General features: G+C 55.9%; 21 protein-coding genes. 10 read left to right on the plus strand and 11 right to left on the minus strand.

Annotated elements, in window-relative coordinates; genetic code table 11:
* Positions 1 to 10: 10 nt before the first annotated feature.
* The gene (rpmE, locus tag BMY44_RS11135; protein WP_089994019.1) at positions 11 to 232 is read left to right on the plus strand and encodes a 50S ribosomal protein L31; all 222 of its coding nucleotides are present in this window, start codon (positions 11 to 13) and stop codon (positions 230 to 232) included.
* A 510-nt stretch (positions 233 to 742) separates the two neighbouring features.
* Here the strand turns inward: rpmE and BMY44_RS11140 are convergent.
* On the minus strand, positions 743 to 1,291 hold the full coding sequence (locus BMY44_RS11140; protein WP_089994021.1) for a YaeQ family protein: 549 nt from the start codon (positions 1,289 to 1,291) through the stop codon (positions 743 to 745).
* 161 nt (positions 1,292 to 1,452) lie between these two features.
* Positions 1,453 to 2,766 carry a DEAD/DEAH box helicase gene (locus BMY44_RS11145; protein WP_089994863.1) on the minus strand — a complete coding sequence of 438 codons (1,314 nt, stop codon included), beginning with the start codon at positions 2,764 to 2,766 and terminating at the stop codon, positions 1,453 to 1,455.
* Between the two features lie 314 nt (positions 2,767 to 3,080).
* Between BMY44_RS11145 and BMY44_RS11150 the strand changes: the two genes are divergently transcribed.
* From BMY44_RS11150 to BMY44_RS11160, 3 genes are all read left to right on the plus strand, one after another.
* On the plus strand, positions 3,081 to 3,890 hold the full coding sequence (locus BMY44_RS11150) for a division plane positioning ATPase MipZ (protein WP_089994024.1): 810 nt from the start codon (positions 3,081 to 3,083) through the stop codon (positions 3,888 to 3,890).
* Between the two features lie 77 nt (positions 3,891 to 3,967).
* The gene (locus BMY44_RS11155) at positions 3,968 to 5,605 is read left to right on the plus strand and encodes a DUF1800 domain-containing protein (RefSeq protein ID WP_089994026.1); all 1,638 of its coding nucleotides are present in this window, start codon (positions 3,968 to 3,970) and stop codon (positions 5,603 to 5,605) included.
* Entirely contained in the window at positions 5,605 to 6,738 is a 1,134-nt protein-coding gene (locus tag BMY44_RS11160; RefSeq protein WP_089994029.1) for a DUF1501 domain-containing protein, read from the plus strand. The genes BMY44_RS11155 and BMY44_RS11160 overlap by 1 nt, the downstream gene beginning before the upstream one ends.
* On the opposite strand, the gene BMY44_RS11165 is transcribed toward BMY44_RS11160, so the two are convergent.
* From BMY44_RS11165 to BMY44_RS11185, 5 genes are read right to left on the minus strand one after another with little or no spacing between them, the layout of a single operon-like run.
* Positions 6,735 to 7,034 (minus strand): DUF4387 family protein, encoded by a 300-nt coding sequence (locus BMY44_RS11165; RefSeq protein ID WP_089994031.1) that lies wholly within the window; start codon positions 7,032 to 7,034, stop codon positions 6,735 to 6,737. The two genes, BMY44_RS11160 and BMY44_RS11165, sit on opposite strands and share 4 nt — an antisense overlap.
* Entirely contained in the window at positions 7,027 to 8,376 is a 1,350-nt protein-coding gene (locus tag BMY44_RS11170; protein ID WP_089994034.1) for an acyclic terpene utilization AtuA family protein, read from the minus strand. The genes BMY44_RS11165 and BMY44_RS11170 overlap by 8 nt, the downstream gene beginning before the upstream one ends.
* On the minus strand, positions 8,376 to 9,881 hold the full coding sequence (locus tag BMY44_RS11175) for a tripartite tricarboxylate transporter permease (protein ID WP_089994037.1): 1,506 nt from the start codon (positions 9,879 to 9,881) through the stop codon (positions 8,376 to 8,378). Before BMY44_RS11175 ends, BMY44_RS11170 begins: the two co-directional genes overlap by 1 nt.
* A gap of 3 nt (positions 9,882 to 9,884) precedes the next feature.
* Complete coding sequence (locus BMY44_RS11180) at positions 9,885 to 10,373, minus strand: tripartite tricarboxylate transporter TctB family protein (protein WP_089994039.1); 489 nt, start codon at positions 10,371 to 10,373, stop codon at positions 9,885 to 9,887.
* A complete protein-coding gene (locus BMY44_RS11185; protein WP_089994042.1) occupies positions 10,373 to 11,347 on the minus strand; it encodes a Bug family tripartite tricarboxylate transporter substrate binding protein in 975 nt (324 codons plus the stop codon). Before BMY44_RS11185 ends, BMY44_RS11180 begins: the two co-directional genes overlap by 1 nt.
* 186 nt (positions 11,348 to 11,533) lie before the next feature.
* Between BMY44_RS11185 and BMY44_RS11190 the strand changes: the two genes are divergently transcribed.
* Positions 11,534 to 12,139, plus strand: a complete 606-nt coding sequence (locus BMY44_RS11190; protein WP_089994045.1) for a glutathione S-transferase family protein — start codon at positions 11,534 to 11,536, stop codon at positions 12,137 to 12,139.
* Here the strand turns inward: BMY44_RS11190 and BMY44_RS11195 are convergent.
* Positions 12,122 to 12,568, minus strand: coding sequence for a Fur family transcriptional regulator (locus BMY44_RS11195; RefSeq protein ID WP_089994048.1), 447 nt, complete (start codon positions 12,566 to 12,568; stop codon positions 12,122 to 12,124). The genes BMY44_RS11190 and BMY44_RS11195 overlap by 18 nt on opposite strands.
* Positions 12,569 to 12,686: 118 nt before the next feature.
* Between BMY44_RS11195 and BMY44_RS11200 the strand changes: the two genes are divergently transcribed.
* Genes BMY44_RS11200 through BMY44_RS11215 form a run of 4 tightly spaced genes read left to right on the plus strand, consistent with a single transcriptional unit; the run spans position 12,687 to position 16,085 of the window.
* Positions 12,687 to 13,568 (plus strand): metal ABC transporter substrate-binding protein, encoded by an 882-nt coding sequence (locus BMY44_RS11200; protein ID WP_089994050.1) that lies wholly within the window; start codon positions 12,687 to 12,689, stop codon positions 13,566 to 13,568.
* Positions 13,565 to 14,413, plus strand: a complete 849-nt coding sequence (locus tag BMY44_RS11205; RefSeq protein ID WP_089994053.1) for a manganese/iron ABC transporter ATP-binding protein — start codon at positions 13,565 to 13,567, stop codon at positions 14,411 to 14,413. Before BMY44_RS11200 ends, BMY44_RS11205 begins: the two co-directional genes overlap by 4 nt.
* Positions 14,413 to 15,267: a metal ABC transporter permease gene (locus BMY44_RS11210; RefSeq protein ID WP_089994056.1), complete on the plus strand. Its 855-nt coding sequence runs from the start codon at positions 14,413 to 14,415 to the stop codon at positions 15,265 to 15,267. Before BMY44_RS11205 ends, BMY44_RS11210 begins: the two co-directional genes overlap by 1 nt.
* Positions 15,264 to 16,085 carry a metal ABC transporter permease gene (locus BMY44_RS11215; RefSeq protein WP_089994058.1) on the plus strand — a complete coding sequence of 274 codons (822 nt, stop codon included), beginning with the start codon at positions 15,264 to 15,266 and terminating at the stop codon, positions 16,083 to 16,085. The genes BMY44_RS11210 and BMY44_RS11215 overlap by 4 nt, the downstream gene beginning before the upstream one ends.
* Here the strand turns inward: BMY44_RS11215 and BMY44_RS11220 are convergent.
* From BMY44_RS11220 to BMY44_RS11230, 3 genes are read right to left on the minus strand one after another with little or no spacing between them, the layout of a single operon-like run.
* On the minus strand, positions 16,051 to 16,821 hold the full coding sequence (locus BMY44_RS11220) for a maleate cis-trans isomerase family protein (protein ID WP_110521944.1): 771 nt from the start codon (positions 16,819 to 16,821) through the stop codon (positions 16,051 to 16,053). The genes BMY44_RS11215 and BMY44_RS11220 overlap by 35 nt on opposite strands.
* Complete coding sequence (locus BMY44_RS11225; RefSeq protein ID WP_089994061.1) at positions 16,818 to 17,978, minus strand: M24 family metallopeptidase; 1,161 nt, start codon at positions 17,976 to 17,978, stop codon at positions 16,818 to 16,820. Before BMY44_RS11225 ends, BMY44_RS11220 begins: the two co-directional genes overlap by 4 nt.
* Complete coding sequence (locus BMY44_RS11230) at positions 17,975 to 19,021, minus strand: pyridoxal-phosphate dependent enzyme (RefSeq protein ID WP_089994063.1); 1,047 nt, start codon at positions 19,019 to 19,021, stop codon at positions 17,975 to 17,977. The genes BMY44_RS11225 and BMY44_RS11230 overlap by 4 nt, the downstream gene beginning before the upstream one ends.
* A gap of 150 nt (positions 19,022 to 19,171) precedes the next feature.
* On the opposite strand from BMY44_RS11230, the gene BMY44_RS11235 reads away from it, so the two are divergent.
* Positions 19,172 to 20,209 (plus strand): ester cyclase, encoded by a 1,038-nt coding sequence (locus tag BMY44_RS11235; RefSeq protein ID WP_089994065.1) that lies wholly within the window; start codon positions 19,172 to 19,174, stop codon positions 20,207 to 20,209.
* The last annotated feature ends 9 nt before the right edge of the window (positions 20,210 to 20,218 follow it).

The following is a 20,218-nucleotide window of genomic DNA, read 5'->3' on the forward strand; positions in this document are numbered from 1 at the left end:
GATTGCTGTCATGAAAAAAGACATTCACCCAGATTATCACATCATCGACGTCAAGATGACAGATGGCACTGTGATTCAGATGAAATCCACTTGGGGCAAAGAAGGTGACCAGATGTCGCTTGACGTTGACCCATCCGTGCATCCTGCATGGACCGGTGGCGGCACCCGTCTGATGGACGCTGGCGGTCGCGTATCCAAGTTCAAGAACAAGTACGCTGGTCTGGGCTTCTAAGGTCGTTTTAAAGTAAAGCGACCAGTGCGCGGCAGGGGCTTTTGAATGAAAAGCGCCCGAAAGCGGCACACGGTTTCAGCGTTGTGTTAAACGACGTCTCGCTGTCCAAATCTCGAAAAGGCTCGCCAGTTTGGCGGGCCTTTTTGCTTTGTGGAAGGCGCGTTTGCCCCGGTCTTTGCTTTGACTTAAAATCCGCGCGTACCACACAGGACCGCATCCCATGATCGCGCCCAAGCTCAAAAGAATTAAAGTCTCTTCAGCGCAGGAGCTATGAAACTGGCTTGCAAAAAATCGTGGGCGAAAACGAGAGGTGATGATCGTGACGTGTAATAAGGCGTCGCGTGACAAGCACGTCAGCACCGATCAGGTGCGTAAAGCGTTAAATGAAAACGGTTGGGTCGCGGGTTAAAGATACACATTGGACGGCAACCTTGTTGGACATGTCGTTAGCCATGCTTGAACGCACCATTCAGAACGAAGAATCTCAGCTTTGCGAATTGTTGAGATCGATCAGCGACCGGCATCTTTCCATTTGGCCGGAGTGACATATACGATATTGTCACCAACACTGACCATGACCTCGCCGTCCTGAATATTGATCTGCAGTTTCATGGCCCGATTTGCGAGCCGGCCCAAGTCACCGGTTTCTTGTTCCGAGAGATTGCTGACATAAAGGTTGTCGAAGCGGGCTGTGCCGTTTTTGATCTTTTCCCACCACATCTCTGCTGTTTTGCCACCATATGTGTAGACAATCACCTTGTCGGCCTTGCCGCATGACTGACGGACAATTTTTTCGCTCGGAAGTCCCAACGCCACCCACAGTTCAAGTTCACCACTTAGGCTTTTCCGCCAGATATCAGGCTCGTCATCTGTCGATAGGCCACGCGTCATTTCCAACTGCTCGTGCGCATTCAGTGCGAAAGCAAGAATGCGCACCATCAGCCGTTCATCCGTTTCTGATGGATGTTTGGCGACCGTGAGTTTGTGGGTCTCGTAGTAGTGACGATCCATATCCGACACGGAAAGTTCTACCTTATAAACGGTGGCATTTTGCGCCATGGACTGCCTCAGAATGAATTTGATTGGCCAGCGGTTCGGTCGATTTTCCCAAGAGAGGACATAGTGCGAATGATCACACCAAATAACCGACTTCAGTCCGCAATTCCTTTGTAAAAAAGCCCGCCAAAGTGGCGGGCTTTCTCTTATCTTGCTCTTTTCCCTTACGCAGCCGCAGTGCTGCGCCCGCGGCCCGTTGCAGGCTTGCGCCGCCGGTTGCCCGACTTCGGTTTTGCGTTGGTATGACCCGGCTTGTTGCCACCACCGGCCCCACCAGCGTTGCGCGGCTTGCCGCGTCCGCGACCACCGCCGCCGCCACCGTTCGGGCGCTTCTTCTGACCCGGCTGGATATCCCATTCGCGGCCTGACGCGATAGGGATCGTCGCCTTCATCGCTTTTTCAATGTCTTTAAGTTCGATCATCTCGTCTGGAGCGACTAGCGCGTGGGCTGTGCCTTCGGCCCCTGCCCGCGCTGTCCGCCCGATCCGGTGAACGTAGTTTTCAGCAACGTTTGGCAGATCATAGTTATAGACGTGGCGCACACCGGGAATGTCGATACCGCGCGCAGCGACGTCGGTGGCCACAAGCACACGCACCTTGCCGGACTTAAACGCCTCGATCGCGCGTTCGCGCTGGCCCTGGGATTTGTTGCCGTGGATCGATGCCGCGGCGAAACCCTTTTTCTCAAGGAATTTGAAAAGCTTTTCGCAGCCATGTTTTGTGCGGCCAAAAACCAAAGCCAATTCATCGCGGTGCTTATCGAGCAATTCGACCAACAGCTCGGATTTTGCCGCCTGCGCAACAAAGTGTACGCGCTGGTCGATCTTCTTGACCGCTTGCCCAGGAGGGTTCACCTGCACACGCACCGCGTCTTTGAGATATGTATCTGCAAGTTCCGACATCAGTTTTGGCATCGTGGCCGAGAACATCATGGTCTGACGATCGTTCGCCAGCAGTGGCGCGATCTGGCGCAATGCGTGGATAAAGCCCATGTCCAGCATCTGGTCCGCCTCGTCCAGCACCAGATAGATCGTTTCATTAAGCCGCACGGCTTTGCGGTCCAGCAGATCAATCAGGCGACCTGGTGTCGCCACCAGAAGGTCGACACCGTTCTGTAGACGCTTTTGCTGGGCAACGATGCCAGCTCCCCCCACCACAAGCGCGACCTTCAAATGGCTGCCCTTGGTATAATCGGTCAAATTGTCCGCAATTTGTTTGGCCAGCTCGCGTGTTGGCGCAAGAATTAGGCCGCGTGCAGTCTTGGGGTTCGGCTTGACGCCTGCCTTCATCAAGGCGTCGATCATCGGCAGGCCAAAGGCTGCGGTTTTGCCCGTGCCCGTCTGCGCAAGGCCCATCACATCGCGGCCGTTCATGGCATGCGGGATCGCCTGGGTCTGGATCGGGGTCGGGTCAGTAATGCCTTGTTCTTTCAATTTCGCAACAAGACGGGGCGCGAGGCCCAGCATATCAAAGTCCATAAGTGTCTTTCTGGCGGGAAGAGCCCGCACGTAAGGTTCGGCGCCGGAAAGGCGCGCGGTTGCAGTGGCTGCGCCCGAATTGGCGCTGGACCCCCTGCGTGATTGTGGGAACCTGTAATTCTCGGGCGCGTCTTGCGTCTGGCTTGCGCCAACGCTCTGCTCACGCGGCAGGATGCGCGCCCTGAGGTGCAAATGGCCCTTTGTTGCCGATCTGTCAAGCCCGCTGCAAAAATGAGACATTCTGGTCACTTGCACTTTTCACACATGATCGTGCGCCATAAGATCGCACAAAATAAGTCGGTGAGGGCTGAGCCGTGGCACATATAATCGTTGTCGGAAACGAAAAGGGCGGAGCGGGGAAATCCACAGTCGCCATGCATGTCGCGACGGCGCTGGCGCGCATGGGCCACAAGGTCGGCACGCTTGATCTGGACCTGCGCCAGAAGACGCTGGGCCGCTATATCAACAACCGTCTGACCTACATGAAAAAAGTCGGACTGGACCTGCCCACCCCGGCCTATCAGGACCTACCTGAAATAGATCAAAGCCAGCTTCGTCCGGGCGAAAACGTCTATGACCACCGCCTTTCGATGGCCGTTGCCAAGCTGGAGCCCAACGCCGATTTCATCTTGATCGACTGTCCCGGCAGCCACACACGGCTGTCACAGGTTGCCCATTCGCTAGCTGATACACTGATTACGCCGCTAAACGACAGTTTCATTGACTTCGACCTTTTGGCTCATGTTGACACGGATGCTGAAGAAATCACGGGTCCGTCGGTGTACTCGGAAATGGTTTGGAATGCCCGTCAGTTGCGCGCGAAGGCTGGCCTGCCCCCGATTGACTGGGTCGTGGTGCGCAACCGTCTTGGCGCGCAGGCCATGGTCAACAAGGAAAAAATGCATCGTGCATTGGACAAGCTGTCCAAGCGGATCGGATTCCGTACCGCGACAGGTTTCAATGAGCGGGTGATTTTTCGCGAGCTTTTTCCACGAGGCCTGACGTTGCTTGATCTGCGCGACCTTGGCGTGAAGGGCATGAATATTTCCAATGTCGCCGCAAGGCAGGAACTGCGCGATCTGATAAAGGGGCTGGATCTGCCCGGTGTCGAAGTCAACTTCTAACGCGCCAATTCTCGCGTAAATCATCCACTTCCGACAAGACGGTTGACCGCTTCGGCGAACTGCCCAAAGCTTTGTGCATGTTCCACTTGTCGCGCCGATCGTTTCACAAGGCGGCCCTGGCCTCGCTGGTGGCAGGCTTGGCCAAGTCGGCCTTTGCATCATCGCCTTCCGATATTCTTCTAAATCGTCTGACCTTTGGCGCGCGACCAGGGGAGGAGATCGGCGATCTGGCGAGTTGGCTGGATCAGCAGTTTTCGATCCCAGCAAACCCGCCGGACCTGAAGGCCCGACTTGCCGACGCCTGGCTGCACATTGCTTTTGATGCGGGAATGCAGGAGTCCGGTGCGACTTATGCTGCCGTGGATGAAATGCGACCCCTGTCTGCTTTGTTTCGTGATCCCGCGGAAATGCTGGATCTTCTCGATTATGAGAAACCATTCAATTACCGCGAGCGCATCCGTCCGGCGGACGAAGTGGTTGCTGCATCGCTGATCCGCGCCGTTCATTCAGAGGCCCAACTGCGCGAAGTCATCACACAATTCTGGCACGACCATTTCAGCGTGAATGCTTATAAGGATGAAGCAACCGCTGTTTACTTTCCCACCTACGATTCAATTCTGCGCGCCAACGCACTTGGAAACTTCCGCGAACTGCTCGGAGCTGTTGCTACGTCTCCTGCAATGCTGACTTATCTTAACAACGACGGGTCACGCGCGAGCCCCGCCAACGAAAACTATGCACGCGAATTGCTTGAATTGCATACGCTTGGTGCGGAACACTATCACAACGATCTTTATGACGACTGGGCTGCCGTGCCGGGCGCGCGCGATGGCCTCGCAAAAGGCTATATCGATCAGGACGTTTACGAGGTTGCACGTGCATTTACGGGATGGACTGTTGGTGACGGGCGCTGGGTTGATGAAGGTGTTGAAACGCCACGCACGGGTCGGTTCGCCTATGTTGAAAGCTGGCATGACCCGTATCAGAAACGAATCCTCGCCACCGAATTTCCACCCAATGCCGGACCGATGGAGGACGGGCGTCGTGTGCTGGATCTTTTGGCGTATCACCCTGCAACGGCACGCTTCGTCACCCGCAAATTTCTGTTGCGACTGGGCATCGAAAGCCCAAGCGATGCGTATCATGCGCGGGTCGCATCCATGTTCCGATCGACAGCCAAAGCGCCGGATCAAATCGCACAGGTGATCCGCGCGATCGTGCTGGACGACGAATTCGCAACCACGCCACAGACAAAACTGCGTCGGCCCTTCGAAGTGCTAGCAGCCTTGTATCGCCGCACTGGTGCGTCAGTCGCGAGCCCACAAATGACCTTCACTGCCTATTTGCAGGATGCCGGCTGGTCACAGCATGCGGTCCGGCCGCCAACTGGACATTCTGACCGTTCGGAATACTGGGCCAATACGCGCACGCTTAACGGCACAATTTCGATGCTGCTTGCCGCGCATGAAGACTGGTTTGAAGCCGCCGATGTCGCCGCACTTGAACGTATTCCTGACGGACTGCGGACATGGGGTGATCTAGGAACTTACTGGACGACACGTGTCTGCGCGCTCGATTCCGTTGATCCGTGGATTGAGCTGATGGGCGTTGCTTCATCCGACCCGCTACCAAGAGATGATCCAGGGTGGATCAGGTGGGCCGCGCAATCCGCGATTGTCATCGCGGCGGTCAATCCGGAATTCATGGTGCGCTGATGGCAGATCCAATCCTTGTAGTTTTGTTCCTGCGCGGCGGCTGTGATGGCCTCAATCTGGTCTGTCCTGCCGGAGATGCGGACTTGGTTGCGGCACGCCCGGACACCCTGCGGGTTGAGCGCAAAGGCGATGATGCCGGCCTATTGCTGTCCGAGCAGGCGGCAGATGTCGATTTCCGCCTTCACCCACAAGCAAAGTTCTTGTGGGAGCTTTTTGAAGCCAAGGAATTGGCCATTATCCACGCGGCCGGGCTGACGGACGGTACGCGCAGCCATTTCGATGCCGAAGCGAAGATGGAGCGCGCAGCACCCAACGGCGCGGCAGGCGGCTGGCTTGGCCGGTATCTGACCGCAATCGCGCCAGAAGGGCTTTTGCCCACGTTGGCAATCGGCTCTGAAGTGCCCGACAGTTTGGGCGGCGCTGCCCAAGTGGCACTTGCTGAGCAACTGAGCGACCTTATCATCGCGCAGGGTTGGGATATTGCGCCGCTCTTGAAACAGCGCCTCGCTAGCGGTTTTGGCACGCACAGCCTTCTCGCGCAGCCTGTCGAACGCCTGCTGCAATTGTCTTCATTGCTCGAAAGCCGGATCGTAAATGATGCTGGTGAGGTAACCGATTACGTGCCGGAAGCGGATTATCCTGAATGCAACCTTTCCCGTTCTCTGATATCTGTAGCCCAGTCAATCAAGCTCGACATGGGGTTGCGTGTCGCGACCGTCGACTTTGGCGGATGGGATACGCATATGGACCAATCCAGTGCATTTGGCGGGCTGGTGCATGATCTTTCCGGCGCACTAGGTGCGTTTTGGCGCGATCTTGGCACGCATCAAGAACACACGACCGTAGTGGTGATGAGTGAGTTCGGACGCCGCTTGAGGGCGAACACTTCTGGCGGCACGGATCACGGTTTCGGAAATGCGATGATGGTGCTTGGGCCGACAGTTAAGGGTGGCCGCATGATAGGGGCGTGGCCGGGCCTTTCAAATGATGCTTTGGACTCTGGCGCAGATCTGGACATCACGACTGACTATCGAACCGTGCTTTCCGATGTGATGACCCGTCACATGAAATTCGATGATATAGATTTGCTGTTTCCCGGTTTCACTTATCGTTCCGCGGGCATTTTCGCCTAGATATCCAGCTCTGCCAAAAGCGCGGCCCATGACGCGCCGTGCATGTCGCGGTCATGTATATCGCCCTGTATCGCCGGGCGCGGCAGGCTGAACTTGATGACATGAAGGTCAGCGATATCGAACCGCTTCAGGGTCTGGCTATTGGATTGAAACAGTCGAGAAACCGCGTCCGTTTTCAGGCGTTTGATGACATCTGCATATCGTTCAGCATCGCCACAGAATATATCTATCGTCAACCAAAACGGGCCGGCGTTCTTGGACCGTACTTTCTGGACAAGCGTGCGCAGTTCAGCCAACGTCGTGCACCTCTATCCGAAACGCGTCCATTGGATCGTCCAATGTCAGTACGTGGTTCAATGCAAAGCGGTAGATTTGGCCCCGGGGCATTTCCGCAGGTGAGTATGGAAACGCAAAAGTTGGTTGTTCTTCATCCGGCGTCAGCGGGTGGTGGAGAAGATAGGGGTTGAGCATCTTGCCAATCTCAAGCGCCAATGCCTCTGTCGGGGCTGTGACCATTGCGAGCACGCCGATTTCAACAGCTTCCGACCTGCGAGTTTCGAGGCTGCCAAAGCTGGCATTCTGACCGATCAATCGAATTTCGATTGTAAAATCGTCAGTTCGCAAACGGTCGGCCGCCTTGGCGCGACATTTCGCGACAATGTCGTCCGCCCAGATTTGTGCGCTCTCGACGTAGCGTCGGTCGCGCAGTAGCGCCATCAGAACGACCTGAAAACCCGCCGGGCACGCACCTTCCAGTTTGACTGTGTAGGTTTCTGACGGCACCCACTGCGATCCCATTACACGCACCGACGTTTTATCAATCGCCGCATATTTCGCCTGCGTGACATCAAGATGACCACCTGGTTCATATAAGATAAAAGGGTCCGCGTTTTCATAAAGCATATGGGCAGACACTGTGTGCGGGCTCGCATGCGCTCCATCGGCCAGAGGTGTGACCGTAAACCCTTCAGCATCGAAATCGACAAGGATCACGCCCGATTGCGGGTTAGTCGCACAAAGCGCCCCACATTCACCAATCTTCGCCCCGTGCCATGCACCACCGGCGTGACACCCTTTCTGCAACGGCAGCGCGGCAATGATTGCGGTATCTGTCGTACGTCCGGCGATCACGATATCGGCCCCAGTATCTAGTGCGGCTGTGATCTGCTCGGCCCCTGCCAGCGCGACGATATGTGTGCAGTCCTGAATGATTGTCTCGGAAATGTCGGGCGCATTTCCAAGTGGCTGAACCCGTCCTTCTGTCAGCGCGTTTGCGATGTCTGTCTTATCTTGCCCGCTATAGAGAACCGCAATTTTAAGCGGGGTTCCCTGTTCTGCCGCGATTTCGCGGGTGATGTCCAACATCCAGTCAACTGCCGTGTCAGCACCGCAGGTTCCAGCGGTGCCGATAACAAGTGGAACGCCCGCCTGTGCGCGCGCCTCCATCAGCCCGGCCCATTCGATTTTGGTCGAGGAGCGGGCGTATTTTGACACGCCCTGTCCCAGATATGCAGGCCCGCTGTCCGTAGAGCCACCGTCAACGACAATAATATCGGGTTTCGCCGCCACACCACGCCGCAGTGCGACCTTGTCGTAGTTCAGTCCAAGAGCACCGGAGGGGATCAGAACCTTGACCATTAGTCTGTGATCGCCTGTGGCTTCCTGAGGACATTCCGCAGGAACATCGGTGCGACGAAACCTGCAATTGCAAAGACCCAGAAACCGATCGCGATCCAGCTTGAAAAGAGATACGTCGGATCGCCATCTGACAGGGTCATGGCGCGACGCAATGCATCTTCCATATTACCGCCCAGCAGAATCCCGAGAATTACAGGCACCGTTGGCACATCCAGCTTGCGCAGGAAGTACCCAAGGACACCGAAACCAATCAGCATCAACATGTCGAAATAGCTGCCTGTCAGTGAGTAGATGCCCGTGAAGGAGATCATTGTAACGCCCGGCATAAGGATCCAAGCGGGAACGGTCAGGATTTTCACGAAAATCTTCACCATGGGAACATTCATGATCAACAGGACGACGTTCGCGATCAAAAGGGACGCAATCAACCCCCAAACCACATCCGGATTGTCACGGAATAGCGTGGGCCCCGGTGTGATGTTCAGCGTCATCAAGAGTGCAAGCAGCACAGCTGTTGTGCCCGATCCGGGCACACCTAAAGTCAGCATTGGCACCAATGCCCCCCCGGCGGCAGCGTTATTGCCCGCCTCGGGTGCTGCCACTCCTTTTGGTACACCGGTTCCGAAACCGCCTTTTTCACCGGCTATGGATTTCTCGGACATATAGGCAAGGAAAGACCCAAGCGACGCCCCCGCACCGGGCAGAACCCCTGCGATGAATCCAACGCCAGAGGCCCGCAACATCGTGGGTGTCGTTTCCCTGATGTATTTCCAAGGAATCCTGACCTTGTCGAGCACGACACCGATTGATGATCCTTTCCCGTGGCTTTCGATAAAGAAGAACAGCTCTGCAATTGCAAAAAGACCGACGATCGCGACAAGGAAATCAACACCATCGTAAAGGTGCAGGTTGCCGCCGGTCAGACGGGGCAGACCGGATGACGAATCTACGCCGATCATTGCAATGCCAAGTCCGATACAGGCCGAGATTGCGGATTTGGCCTGGTTGTTCGATGCCATGCCACCCAGCGTGCAGAACGCGAGCAGGTAAAGCGCAAAGTATTCCGCGGGCCCGAAGAGAAACGCGACCCGTGCCAGCACAGGTGCCAACAAGATGAGCCCAATCGTCGCAAGAAATGCACCCACGAAAGAGGCGACACCCGATAGGACGAGCGCGTCACCGGCCTGCCCACGCTTTGCCATCGGATAGCCGTCAAGCGTGGTCATCAACGCCGGTTCGTCGCCGGGAATATTCAGAAGGATCGACGAGATACGCCCGCCATACATCGCGCCATAGTATACGGATGTCATGAGCACGAGTGCAGACGTTGCGTCCAGACCAAGCGCAAAGGAAATCGGGATCAAGATCGCGACGCCGTTTGATGGCCCCAGCCCCGGCAACGCGCCTATGATCGTCCCAAAAAAGCAACCGATGATCGCAAGCATCAACGTGTAAGGCGACAACGCAACCGAAAAGCCAAGTGCGAGATTTGCAAGGGTTTCCATCAATCAGTGCCCCACGAATGGAATGAGAATGCTGAAGGCATCCCACAACTTGGCCGGAGTCGGAATGCGGTAGGCCACGATATTGCCCAGCAAGAGCAGGTATTTGAAAATGACGAATAGACCGATCGCCAAACCAACTCCGCTGAGTAGCGCATGTTTGGCGTTTGGAGAAATCTGATAGCTCAGGATCGTAGCGGTGATTGCTGTCGGCAGGATAAACCCGAGCGGTGTGATCATGACTGCATAAATTGCCAGAACAACGATCGCGACCAGCAAGTTTCCCCAGGTTCGCGCCGCTGGCCAGTCCGGATCGGGATCAGGCTTAAAAAGCAGGACAAGCGAAGACAATGCCGCGACCCCGCCGATCAGCAACGGAAACAGCTTTGGCAGGAATTCACCGGAAAACATGTTGGTCTGGATCTGTGTGGCAGCCGCGATATATGCGACTGCCGTGATCAGGACGATCAGACCGAAAATTCGGTCTGATGCCATTACTGGGTCACCCCGAGTTCAGCGCTCATTTCCGCGATGTCGGCGACAAGGCCGTCGACATATGACTGGAAGTCGCCACCAACCTTGGTGAATGGCGCAAGACCGTTGTCTGCCATTGCCTGTGCCCATTCATCGCTGTCAGCAACCTGCTGCAGCTTGCCGGCCCATTCGTCGAACTGTTCGTCGCTGATGCCCTTTGGAACATACAGACCACGCCAGTTCACCGCGACGACATCATAACCCTGCTCTTTTGCAGTCGGGATGTCCTCGAAGCCCGGAACGCGCTCTTCGGTGAGAACCGCAATGACGCGAATGTCACCGTTTTCCAGGAATGACACGACTTCGGACATGTCGCCGGTCATCGCTTGTGTGAACCCACCGACCGTCTGGGTGATCGCATCCGCACCACCGTCAACACCGATATACTTGATCGCGGTGATATCGGTGAAGTCTGCCTCTTGCAGAATCATCAGCGGTTTCATGTGGTCAAAACCACCAACTGCGGATCCACCCGCGAACGCGACAGAACCGGGATCGGCAAGGATCGCATCCACAAGATCGTTCAGTGACTGATAGGGGCTGTCAGCAGCCACGACAATCACGCCGGGATCGGCACCGATTGCGCCGACGAAACGAACCTGATCCGCAGTCATGCCCGCATAGGCATTCTGCGCCAGACGTGTCGTTGTCGCGGATGATGCCGCAACGATCAAGTCAGCGTCGTCCGACCGCTCTGACACGACGTGGTTGTAGGCAAGGCCGCCACCGGCACCTGGCATATTCGTAACCTGCACGGGGCTGTCGACCGCGCCGATATCATACAGGATCTTTCCGATCTGACGGCATGTGAAATCCCAACCGCCACCGGGGTTCGCCGGCGCGATACATTCTGTCGCGGACGCAGCCGACCCGAAAGTCAGACCAGTCGAGACCACGGCACCCGCAATGAGCGCCTTGAAAAGACGAGTTGTCATAAATTCCTCCCATTTAGTTGGCGGACTTAACGCCCGCTCGCATGAGCGTCTGACGTTACAAAGCGAAGTGCAACCTGTCACGTGCAAAAACAGCGCCCGCATGCCGCGCAAAGCGCTTGCCCGCGCGTTTGACGAACCACTCAAAAACCGCTCTATGGTTGCCAAGCACAGCAGGGATGGCGACAGATGATCGACCTTCATACATGGGACACCCCGAACGGGCGCAAGATCAGCGTCGCACTTGAAGAAATGGGATTGGACTACAGTGTGCACCCGGTGGATATCACTGCCGGAGATCAGTTCGATCCGTCCTTTTTAAAGATCAGCCCGAACAACCGCATACCCGCAATCATGGATGGCGAACAAAGCGTTTTCGAAAGCGGCGCGATCCTGATCTATCTGGCCGAAAAATATGGTCAATTTCTGCCGTCGTCGGGGCCACAACGCATTGCCGTCCTCGAATGGCTGATGTGGCAGATGGGCGGGTTTGGCCCGATGCCAGGTCAGGTCCATCATTTTCTTGGGGTCGAGAATGCCGAAGCGCAAGCCTACGGGCTGAAACGGTATGGTGCGGAGACCCGAAGGCTCTATGGCGTGCTGGAACGACAGTTGGACGGACGCGCCTATGTGGCAGGAGACGTGTCGATTGCGGATTTCGCGATTATAGGCTGGGCTTGGCGACACGAACGTCACCGCGTCGATCTGATCGATTTCCCGCAGGTGCGCGCATGGTATGACCGGATGATGTCACGCCCTGCGACGCAGAGAGGTTTTTCAGTCGCCCTTTCCTGACCCAGAGCCAAGTTTGCGACAATAAAGTTCCATGCGATGGTGTATGACCTCGTATCCCATTTCACGGGCGATCTCGGTCTGCAGCTGCTCGATTTTTGCTGAGTTGAACTCAAACACCTCACCGCTATCCAGATCGACAATGTGATCGTGATGGGATTGATCAGCGGTTTCGAACCGCGCGCCACCACCCTCGAAGCTGTGGCGGTGAACAACCCCTTCCGCCTCCAAGACTGACAACGTCCGATAGACGGTAGCAAGCGACATCCCAGGTTCGACCCTCTTTGTGCGGCGCAGCAGTTCCTCGGCATCAGGATGATCGTCGGCTTCACCCAACACGGCAAGCAAAGCGATTCTCTGTTTGGTCACACGCACGCCAGCCTGACGTAAGGCCTTTGTCATTTTGGTGATTTTTTCTTGCGCGAGGCTCATTGACGGGTCTCCATTCGCAACTAACTACTCTCTTTGAGAATGGTTATCAATTTCATTTACAGATGAAAGCAATTCCCATACTCATCGTACGTTCACTGAGTCATTGGAGCAGAAACGGATGTTTACCCGCCTCCTCGTTCTCGTTGTGGCCACGTTCATGGCAACGACCGCGATCGCAGAAGACAAGTTCAAGGCCGTCACGACATTTACCGTTATCGCGGATATGGCGCGCAATGTGGCTGGTGAAGCGGCCGTTGTCGAAAGTGTCACCAAGGCCGGCGCGGAAATTCACGGCTACCAGCCAACACCCCGCGACATTGTACGTGCGCAGGGTGCCGATCTTATCCTGTGGAACGGACTGAACCTTGAACTGTGGTTCGCCCAATTTCTTGACAATCTGTCGGATGTGCCAAGTGTCACGCTGTCCGATGGGATCACGCCAATCAGTATTTCCGAGGGCGAATACGATGGCAAACCAAATCCACATGCATGGATGGGTCTGTCCAACGCCTTGATCTATATCGATAATATACGCGACGCATTCGTGACCCACGATCCAGCGAACGCCGACGTCTATCGCGCCAACGCAGAGGCCTATAAAGCCGAAATTACCGCCGTTATTGAACCGCTGCGCGACGCTGTGCTTGCCTTGCCCGACGATCAACGCTGGCTTGTCACCTGCGAAGGTGCGTTCAGCTACCTTGCTGAGGATTTTCAGATGAAGGAAGTCTATCTCTGGCCAATCAATGCTGACCAGCAAGGCACACCGCAGCAAGTTCGCAAAGTCATCGACACCGTTCGCGCAAATGAAATCCCTGCGGTCTTTTGCGAAAGCACCGTCAGCCAGGCACCCGCCGAACAAGTCGCCCGCGAAACCGGCGCGGCTTATGGTGGTGTTCTTTATGTCGACAGCTTGACAGAGGTCGACGGCCCCGTCCCGACATATCTTGATCTGCTCAGGGTGACATCGGAAACCATTGTCGCGGGTTTGACAAAATGACCATCGCCAGTGGCATCGACGCACGGGACGTGACTGTTACCTACAGAAACGGTCATACAGCGCTCCGCGATGCAACATTCCAAATTCCGACGGGGACGATCACGGCCCTTGTAGGTGTGAACGGCGCGGGCAAATCCACGCTGTTCAAGGCAATCATGGGGTTCGTTCCTGTCGCGAAAGGTGGCATCCGCGTCCTTGGCCTGCCAGTCTCGGAAGCGTTGGCCAAGAATATCGTCGCCTACGTGCCTCAGTCAGAGGAAGTCGACTGGTCCTTCCCCGTGCTTGTTGAAGACGTTGTCATGATGGGCCGTTATGGCCACATGGGCTTTCTGCGCCGCCCTTCACAGAAGGATCGCGATGCCGTCACGCAGGCGCTTGCTCGCGTCAACATGGCCGACTTCCGGAATCGTCAGATCGGAGAACTTTCAGGCGGCCAGCGCAAGCGGGTCTTTCTGGCACGTGCGCTTGCGCAGGAAGGCCGGGTCATTTTGCTGGACGAGCCGTTTACCGGTGTCGACGTCCAGACCGAAGATGCGATCATCGCATTGCTGCGGGACATGCGTGAAGAAGGCCGGGTGATGCTTGTATCGACCCACAACCTGGGGTCTGTTCCCGAATTCTGCGACCGCACAATTCTGGTCAAGGAAACTGTCTTGGCGTTCGGCAAGACAGAAGAGACATTTACGCATGCAAACCTCGAAATCGCGTTTGGTGGGGTGCTGCGTCACTTTGTTCTCGGCGGGGATGACCTGCATGACGATGACGATAGCCGCAAGGTGCGTGTCATCACCGACGACGAGCGGCCGTTCGTGGTCTATGGCGATGAGGACAAGCAGGACAGCTGATGGACATTTTGCTGGAGCCCTTTGGTTATAGCTTTATGCTCACCGCGATGTGGGTGAGCGCCCTTGTTGGGGCGATCTGCGCGTTTCTGTCAGCCTATTTGATGCTAAAAGGCTGGTCGCTGATCGGCGATGCGCTGAGCCACTCAATCGTTCCGGGTGTCGCAGGTGCCTATATGCTTGGCCTGCCGTTCGCGCTTGGTGCGTTCGTTGCGGGTGGTCTTGCAGCGGGCACGATGCTGTTCCTGAACCAACGCACCGGACTGAAAGAGGATACAATCATTGGATTGATCTTCACCTCTTTTTTCGGGCTTGGCCTGTTTATGGTTTCGCTATCACCGACGTCGGTGGACGTGCAGACAATCACCCAAGGCAATATTCTTGCCATCACACCCGAGGACACGCTTCAGCTTGCCATTATCGGGTTCGTGACACTCGTTGTGCTTCTTTTGAAATGGAAAGACCTGCTTGTCACGTTTTTCGATGAGAACCATGCACGCTCCATCGGTCTGCGTCCTGGCATTCTGCGCGTCGTATTCTTCACACTGCTTTCGGCATCGTGCGTCGCGGCGCTGCAAACGGTTGGCGCATTTCTGGTCATCGCAATGGTCGTGACACCGGGCGCGACTGCCTATCTTTTGACGGACCGCTTTCCAAGGCTGCTGGTGCTCAGCGTTTTGATCGGCTCACTGACAAGCTTTTTCGGAGCGTATCTTAGCTATTTCTTGAACGGTGCGACGGGTGGATTGATCGTATCTTTGCAAACGCTGATCTTTCTGATCGTCTTTTTTGTTGCCCCCAAACATGGCTATCTTGCTGCCCGTCGACGTGCGGCAAAGGCACTGGTACAGCAATGATCGAAACACTTCTGGAGCCATTCAGCTACCCTTTCATGCAGCGCGCGTTTGTCATGATGCTGATCCTCTCGGTCCCGACCAGCCTGCTGTCGTGCTATTTGGTGCTGAAGGGTTGGTCGCTGATGGGGGATGCGATCAGCCATGCCGTTCTGCCGGGGGTCGTGCTTGCCTACCTTATCAATATCCCACTGATCATAGGGGCCTTCGTTGCAGGGATGTTCTGCGCACTTGCCACAGGATTTCTGTCAGGCAACAGCCGGGTGAAGCAGGACACGATCATGGGAATTGTCTTCTCGGGAATGTTTGGTTTCGGGATCGTGCTTTACACGAAGATCAGTTCTGACATTCACCTCGATCACATCCTGTTCGGAAATATGCTCGGTATCAATGGTAGCGAGATGTTGACTGCTGCGGTCATCGCCAGCGTCGTCGCAGTTGTCATAATCGCCAAACGGCAGGATTTCATGTTGCATGCTTTTGATCCGGTGCAGGCGCAGGCCGTCGGTCTTTGGGTCGGATGGCTACACTACGGCTTGCTAACGCTGATTTCGCTGACAATTGTCGCGACCCTTTCAGCTGTTGGGATCATACTGTCGATCGGGCTTTTGATCGCGCCCGGGGCAATTGCATTTCTTCTAACGCGTCGCTTTGATCGGATGCTTGTCATCGCGGTCAGCGTAACGGCGGTATCGTCGGTCGTTGGCATCTACCTTAGTTTTATTATTAACAGTGAACCGGCACCAACGATCATTCTGGTTATGACCGGGATTTTCATCGCGACTTTCATCCGCGCGTCCCGGCTCGCCCATGCTCATTAAATAAACGGCCTCCGTCCGCCACAATGGTGCCAGCCTGCGTCAAATGCATCATGTGCCAAGCCAATACCTGATTGCTTGTCAGAACCGGTTTTCCCAAGGCGTGTTCGAGTGGCGCAATCACATCGCGCGTCTGCAAGTTCGTACAGGACAAAAACAGCGCATCAACATCAGCACCCGCCATGAGGTCTAGCGCCGCATCATTGATTGATTGCGCATCAATCCGCACGACCGTGGCCTCCTTTGCAACTTCAAAACTGCCAAACACAGGCGTCGCAATGCCGTTATCCAGAAGAACATTGCGCAGCTTCTGAGAAACCGAGGCGACATAGGGTGACAACAAGCCGAGGCGTTTGATGCCCAACGCACCACAGGCTGCGACAAGCGCCGTTACCGGGTCTGTGACAGATTCAGTATCTGCGTTGGCCTTGATCCTTGATGCAACGCCGTCGGGCCCGATTTCAGCCGCCCCGGATGTGCAGGCGTAGGCAATGGCTTTGAATTTCCGACCGTGCGGAAACAAGGATGCCGCAGGACCGATCCGTGATGCGATATCGGCAAGACTTTGGCTCGACACTTCCGTTGATGATCCTACGCGCGTTGTAAACCAATCGATCTCTGCCGGAAAATAATGGCGCAAGTCAGACTCGATAGTTTCGTCTGCAGCAAGCACGACCACACCGAGGGTTGGTCGCAAAAGCGGCGGTGCATGATAGCGATAGGGTGCTTTCGGTGTCATGGGATCACGTCAATTTCAGGTTTCGCAGGCACTGTCAGCCATTCTGCGCCAGTTTGGCGGATGGCGATGTTCTCTTCGTGAACCATGATTTTGCCCGACCCAAGCGCAATGCAGGGTTCGAGCGTCAGAACCATGCCGGGTGCAAGAACGGTATGATCATTCGGAATTATCGAAAGCCCTTCCGTCAGTTGCATCCCCAAACCATGACCAAAACGACCCGCGTCAGCACCCGCGCCTTGCTGCCCCACAACACCAAGCATTGCGTGGAACAGATCAGCTGCCGTCTGCCCGGGCCGCGCCTGCTCAAACGCGGTGCGTGTCGCGATGACAAGTTTTTCGTGCGCACCCGCAACTGCTGTATCAGGCTGTCCGATGGAAAAATTGCGGTCGAAATCGCAGAAATACCCATCGAGCATCAATCCGGTATCAAGCATCATCACATGACCTTTCTCCAATGCCGCATTCGTCGCCGGAGAGATCACATCGGCATATCCCCCTTTCTCTGCTGCACCTGCGAGATAAGGAACGTAATCGGCTCCCTCTTCCAGACATAAGATTTGGAAACGACGAAACACGTCACGGAGCGCAACGCCGGCTGATGCGATTTCAGCAACACGCGAAAACGCGCGATGTCCCACGTTACATGCGTCCTTGATCTTGGCGATCTCTGCATCGGATTTGATCATCCGAAGGTCACGCATGATCGCACTGTCGCCTCCGAACGTTCTGTCTGACAATCCAGATTGCACACGCTGCCAACTGTCGAGCGGAAAGCGCAGATGTGTTTCAATCCCTGAAGGCACCCCAATCGTGTCACCCTTTTCGGTCACTTCCCCCAGCGTTTCGATCAGCAGGCTGACGCCATCGTCGGTGTAATTCGGCGCAGACCAGCATCGGATATCCTCAATCCAAGTTGAACCCATCAGGTTCGCGCCAATAGACGGGATTACAGCAATTGGCTTGCCAGCTGCGGGAAGAACCACAAACCACGGGCGAGTCGGGCTTTCCCAGAATCGCGTCAGAAAGCCCGTCACATATCGTACATCAGGTTCGGTCGTCAGAAGCAACGCAGCTATCTGATATTTCGCCATTACAGCCTGCGCACGTGCGACGCGAGTTTCAAATTCGCGATCCGGAAAACCCTGCCCGCCAATCATGTTGCGGCTTCTTCCGACAGGACTGACAAGACAACCGACTCTTTAGAAAGTCCAAGGGTGTCCATTTGCTGATCCACTGCCAGCAATGCCGCCAGCCCCGCCGCACCAGATGGTGACGACTGAAGCCCATACCCCGCGACGAAATCCGTCCCTGCCTCTGCCTCGTGTTCGCTGATCGTCACAAAAAAATCGGCGTCGCGGGCAAGGCCCTTAAGAGCGATCAGAGACGGTTCCTTGCAATCGAGACGTCCCATGACTGAGACCGGACCGCGCGTGGCAGTCGGTGCCGCGTTTGCGATCGACTGGGCAAGTGCTGGAGCTGCATCCGGCTCGACCACGATAATCTTTGGTCCATCGCCCCAAACGAGTCGCGCATGCGCCGCGCAAGCTGCCGCGAGACCCCCAACACCGGCCTGCAAGAAGATATGCGTCGGGGCGGTTGGGATTTGCGTAACAGCTTCTGCCATCAGGGACAGGTAGCCTTCCATAAGGACGTGGGGAATATCGCTGTAACCGGGCCAAGAACTATCCGACAGCAGAACGAGACCTTCAGATTGCGCCGCTTTCGCAGCGGCAGCCATGCTTTCCTCGTACACCTCTCCGGCGCGCACGACCTCGGCGCCAATATCACGTAGACGCTTCGCAAAGCTTTCGGGCACGCTGTTTGCGATATAGATGCGGGCCTGTGCGCCGAATGCTGCTGCACCTGCTGCCACGGACAACCCGTGATTACCCGCGCTTGCCGTGACGTAGGTCTTGCCTGCGGAGGCATTCGCCAAGGCGTCCTTGGCGATGACATGCGCGGCTCCCAGCGCTTTGAAACTGCCTAGTCCCATGCGCGTGCGCTCGTCTTTGACAAAAATCCTCGCAACGCTGCAATGCTCGGCCAAGTCGCTTGCCGCGACCAGCGGTGTTAAAGCAGCGCGCGGGCACCGGACAAGCAGGGCTTGTGTGGCGGAGGCATCCGCGACGGGCCACGGCATGGCATCAAGGTCTGAATGCAACATTCCGGTGCCGCGAAAAGGGTTTTTCTGAATTTCCATATTTGCACTGCACCAGCCTTACGCAGTTAGGTCAATTCATTTGGAGCAGGGTCCGCTTGACGCCAAGTGACGCCCTTTCGTTTTCTACCTTGTCCCTGGCACCCCAAAGGTGCTGATCTGTTCGGCGTATCGATCAAAAAGGCCAACCGAATGACACCCAAAGAGCTTAAAGCACTTCTAGCCCCCTACCGGGCTGCAACAGCGACTTTCGAAAAGACTGAAGTCGCAGCGGCTTTGCGCGATGTTTTCAGCAGCGGTGCTGTGATCAACATGTGCCACCCTTTCGGGGAACTCGGTGGGCCTACGGTATTCTTCGATGACTGCCTTGGCCCTCTCCATGATGCAATGTCAGACCTAGAAAGGCGTGACATGATCGTCTTGGCGGGGAAAACACCGGAAGGGCAGGACTGGGTCGGCATGATGGGGAACTACATGGGCACATTCGCGGCCCCTTTCCTTGGCATCCCGCCCACGGGCCATTTGGCGCATATGCGCTATCACGAGTTCTTCCAGATCGCGGACGGTAAGGTCGTCCATATGCAAGCAATCTGGGACATTCCGGAGTTGATGATGCAAGCAAGGGCTTGGCCGATGGCACCGCAACTTGGGGCGTTTCTGTGCACACCCGGTCCGATGACCGGCGATGGGTTGACCGTTTCAGGAGACGGACAGGCAACCCATGACCACGTTATCGCGATGCTGACAGATCTTTGCAAGTATCCAGAAAATCCTGATCCGCACTGCATGAACCTCGAAGAATACTGGCACCCGTGTTTCAATTGGTACGGGCCTGCGGGGATAGGCACAGGCCGCGGAATCTCGGGGTTTCGGAACTGGCATCAGATCCCGTTCCTGAATGCCATGCCCGACCGCCGATTGGACGGAACGGGCGGCCTTTCATCCCACTGGTTCGGCGAAGGTGCATATGTGTGCGAGACCGGCTGGCCCAATATGCGACTTACACTTACCGACGACGGTTGGATGGGAATCGCACCAGCAGGACGGGAGGTTCTGCTGCGCAGCCTCGATTTCTGGCGCATGGAAGGCGGTAAAATCCGAGAGAATTGGGTACTTGTCGATTTGCTTGACCTTTATCGGCAGCTGGGCGTGGACGTGTTGCGTCGCATGGGAGAATTCAACAAGGCGCGCCTAAGCGGACCAATTGCTGTCCCTGACGGGATGACATAGGCTGGCACA

It is taken from the genome of Cognatiyoonia koreensis, assembly GCF_900109295.1.
Taxonomy (GTDB): Bacteria; Pseudomonadota; Alphaproteobacteria; order Rhodobacterales; family Rhodobacteraceae; genus Cognatiyoonia; species Cognatiyoonia koreensis.

Excerpts from the sequence above, each read along its gene's own strand:
- rpmE (WP_089994019.1), top strand. The coding sequence starts at position 11 with ATGAAAAAAGACATTCACCCAGATTATCACATCATCGACGTCAAGATG.
- BMY44_RS11140 (WP_089994021.1), bottom strand. The coding sequence starts at position 1,291 with ATGGCGCAAAATGCCACCGTTTATAAGGTAGAACTTTCCGTGTCGGAT.
- BMY44_RS11145 (WP_089994863.1), bottom strand. The coding sequence starts at position 2,766 with ATGGACTTTGATATGCTGGGCCTCGCGCCCCGTCTTGTTGCGAAATTG.
- BMY44_RS11155 (WP_089994026.1), top strand. The coding sequence starts at position 3,968 with ATGTTCCACTTGTCGCGCCGATCGTTTCACAAGGCGGCCCTGGCCTCG.
- BMY44_RS11160 (WP_089994029.1), top strand. The coding sequence starts at position 5,605 with ATGGCAGATCCAATCCTTGTAGTTTTGTTCCTGCGCGGCGGCTGTGAT.
- BMY44_RS11170 (WP_089994034.1), bottom strand. The coding sequence starts at position 8,376 with ATGGTCAAGGTTCTGATCCCCTCCGGTGCTCTTGGACTGAACTACGAC.
- BMY44_RS11175 (WP_089994037.1), bottom strand. The coding sequence starts at position 9,881 with ATGGAAACCCTTGCAAATCTCGCACTTGGCTTTTCGGTTGCGTTGTCG.
- BMY44_RS11180 (WP_089994039.1), bottom strand. The coding sequence starts at position 10,373 with ATGGCATCAGACCGAATTTTCGGTCTGATCGTCCTGATCACGGCAGTC.
- BMY44_RS11185 (WP_089994042.1), bottom strand. The coding sequence starts at position 11,347 with ATGACAACTCGTCTTTTCAAGGCGCTCATTGCGGGTGCCGTGGTCTCG.
- BMY44_RS11190 (WP_089994045.1), top strand. The coding sequence starts at position 11,534 with ATGATCGACCTTCATACATGGGACACCCCGAACGGGCGCAAGATCAGC.
- BMY44_RS11195 (WP_089994048.1), bottom strand. The coding sequence starts at position 12,568 with ATGAGCCTCGCGCAAGAAAAAATCACCAAAATGACAAAGGCCTTACGT.
- BMY44_RS11200 (WP_089994050.1), top strand. The coding sequence starts at position 12,687 with ATGTTTACCCGCCTCCTCGTTCTCGTTGTGGCCACGTTCATGGCAACG.
- BMY44_RS11205 (WP_089994053.1), top strand. The coding sequence starts at position 13,565 with ATGACCATCGCCAGTGGCATCGACGCACGGGACGTGACTGTTACCTAC.
- BMY44_RS11210 (WP_089994056.1), top strand. The coding sequence starts at position 14,413 with ATGGACATTTTGCTGGAGCCCTTTGGTTATAGCTTTATGCTCACCGCG.
- BMY44_RS11215 (WP_089994058.1), top strand. The coding sequence starts at position 15,264 with ATGATCGAAACACTTCTGGAGCCATTCAGCTACCCTTTCATGCAGCGC.
- BMY44_RS11220 (WP_110521944.1), bottom strand. The coding sequence starts at position 16,821 with ATGACACCGAAAGCACCCTATCGCTATCATGCACCGCCGCTTTTGCGA.
- BMY44_RS11225 (WP_089994061.1), bottom strand. The coding sequence starts at position 17,978 with ATGATTGGCGGGCAGGGTTTTCCGGATCGCGAATTTGAAACTCGCGTC.
- BMY44_RS11230 (WP_089994063.1), bottom strand. The coding sequence starts at position 19,021 with ATGGAAATTCAGAAAAACCCTTTTCGCGGCACCGGAATGTTGCATTCA.
- BMY44_RS11235 (WP_089994065.1), top strand. The coding sequence starts at position 19,172 with ATGACACCCAAAGAGCTTAAAGCACTTCTAGCCCCCTACCGGGCTGCA.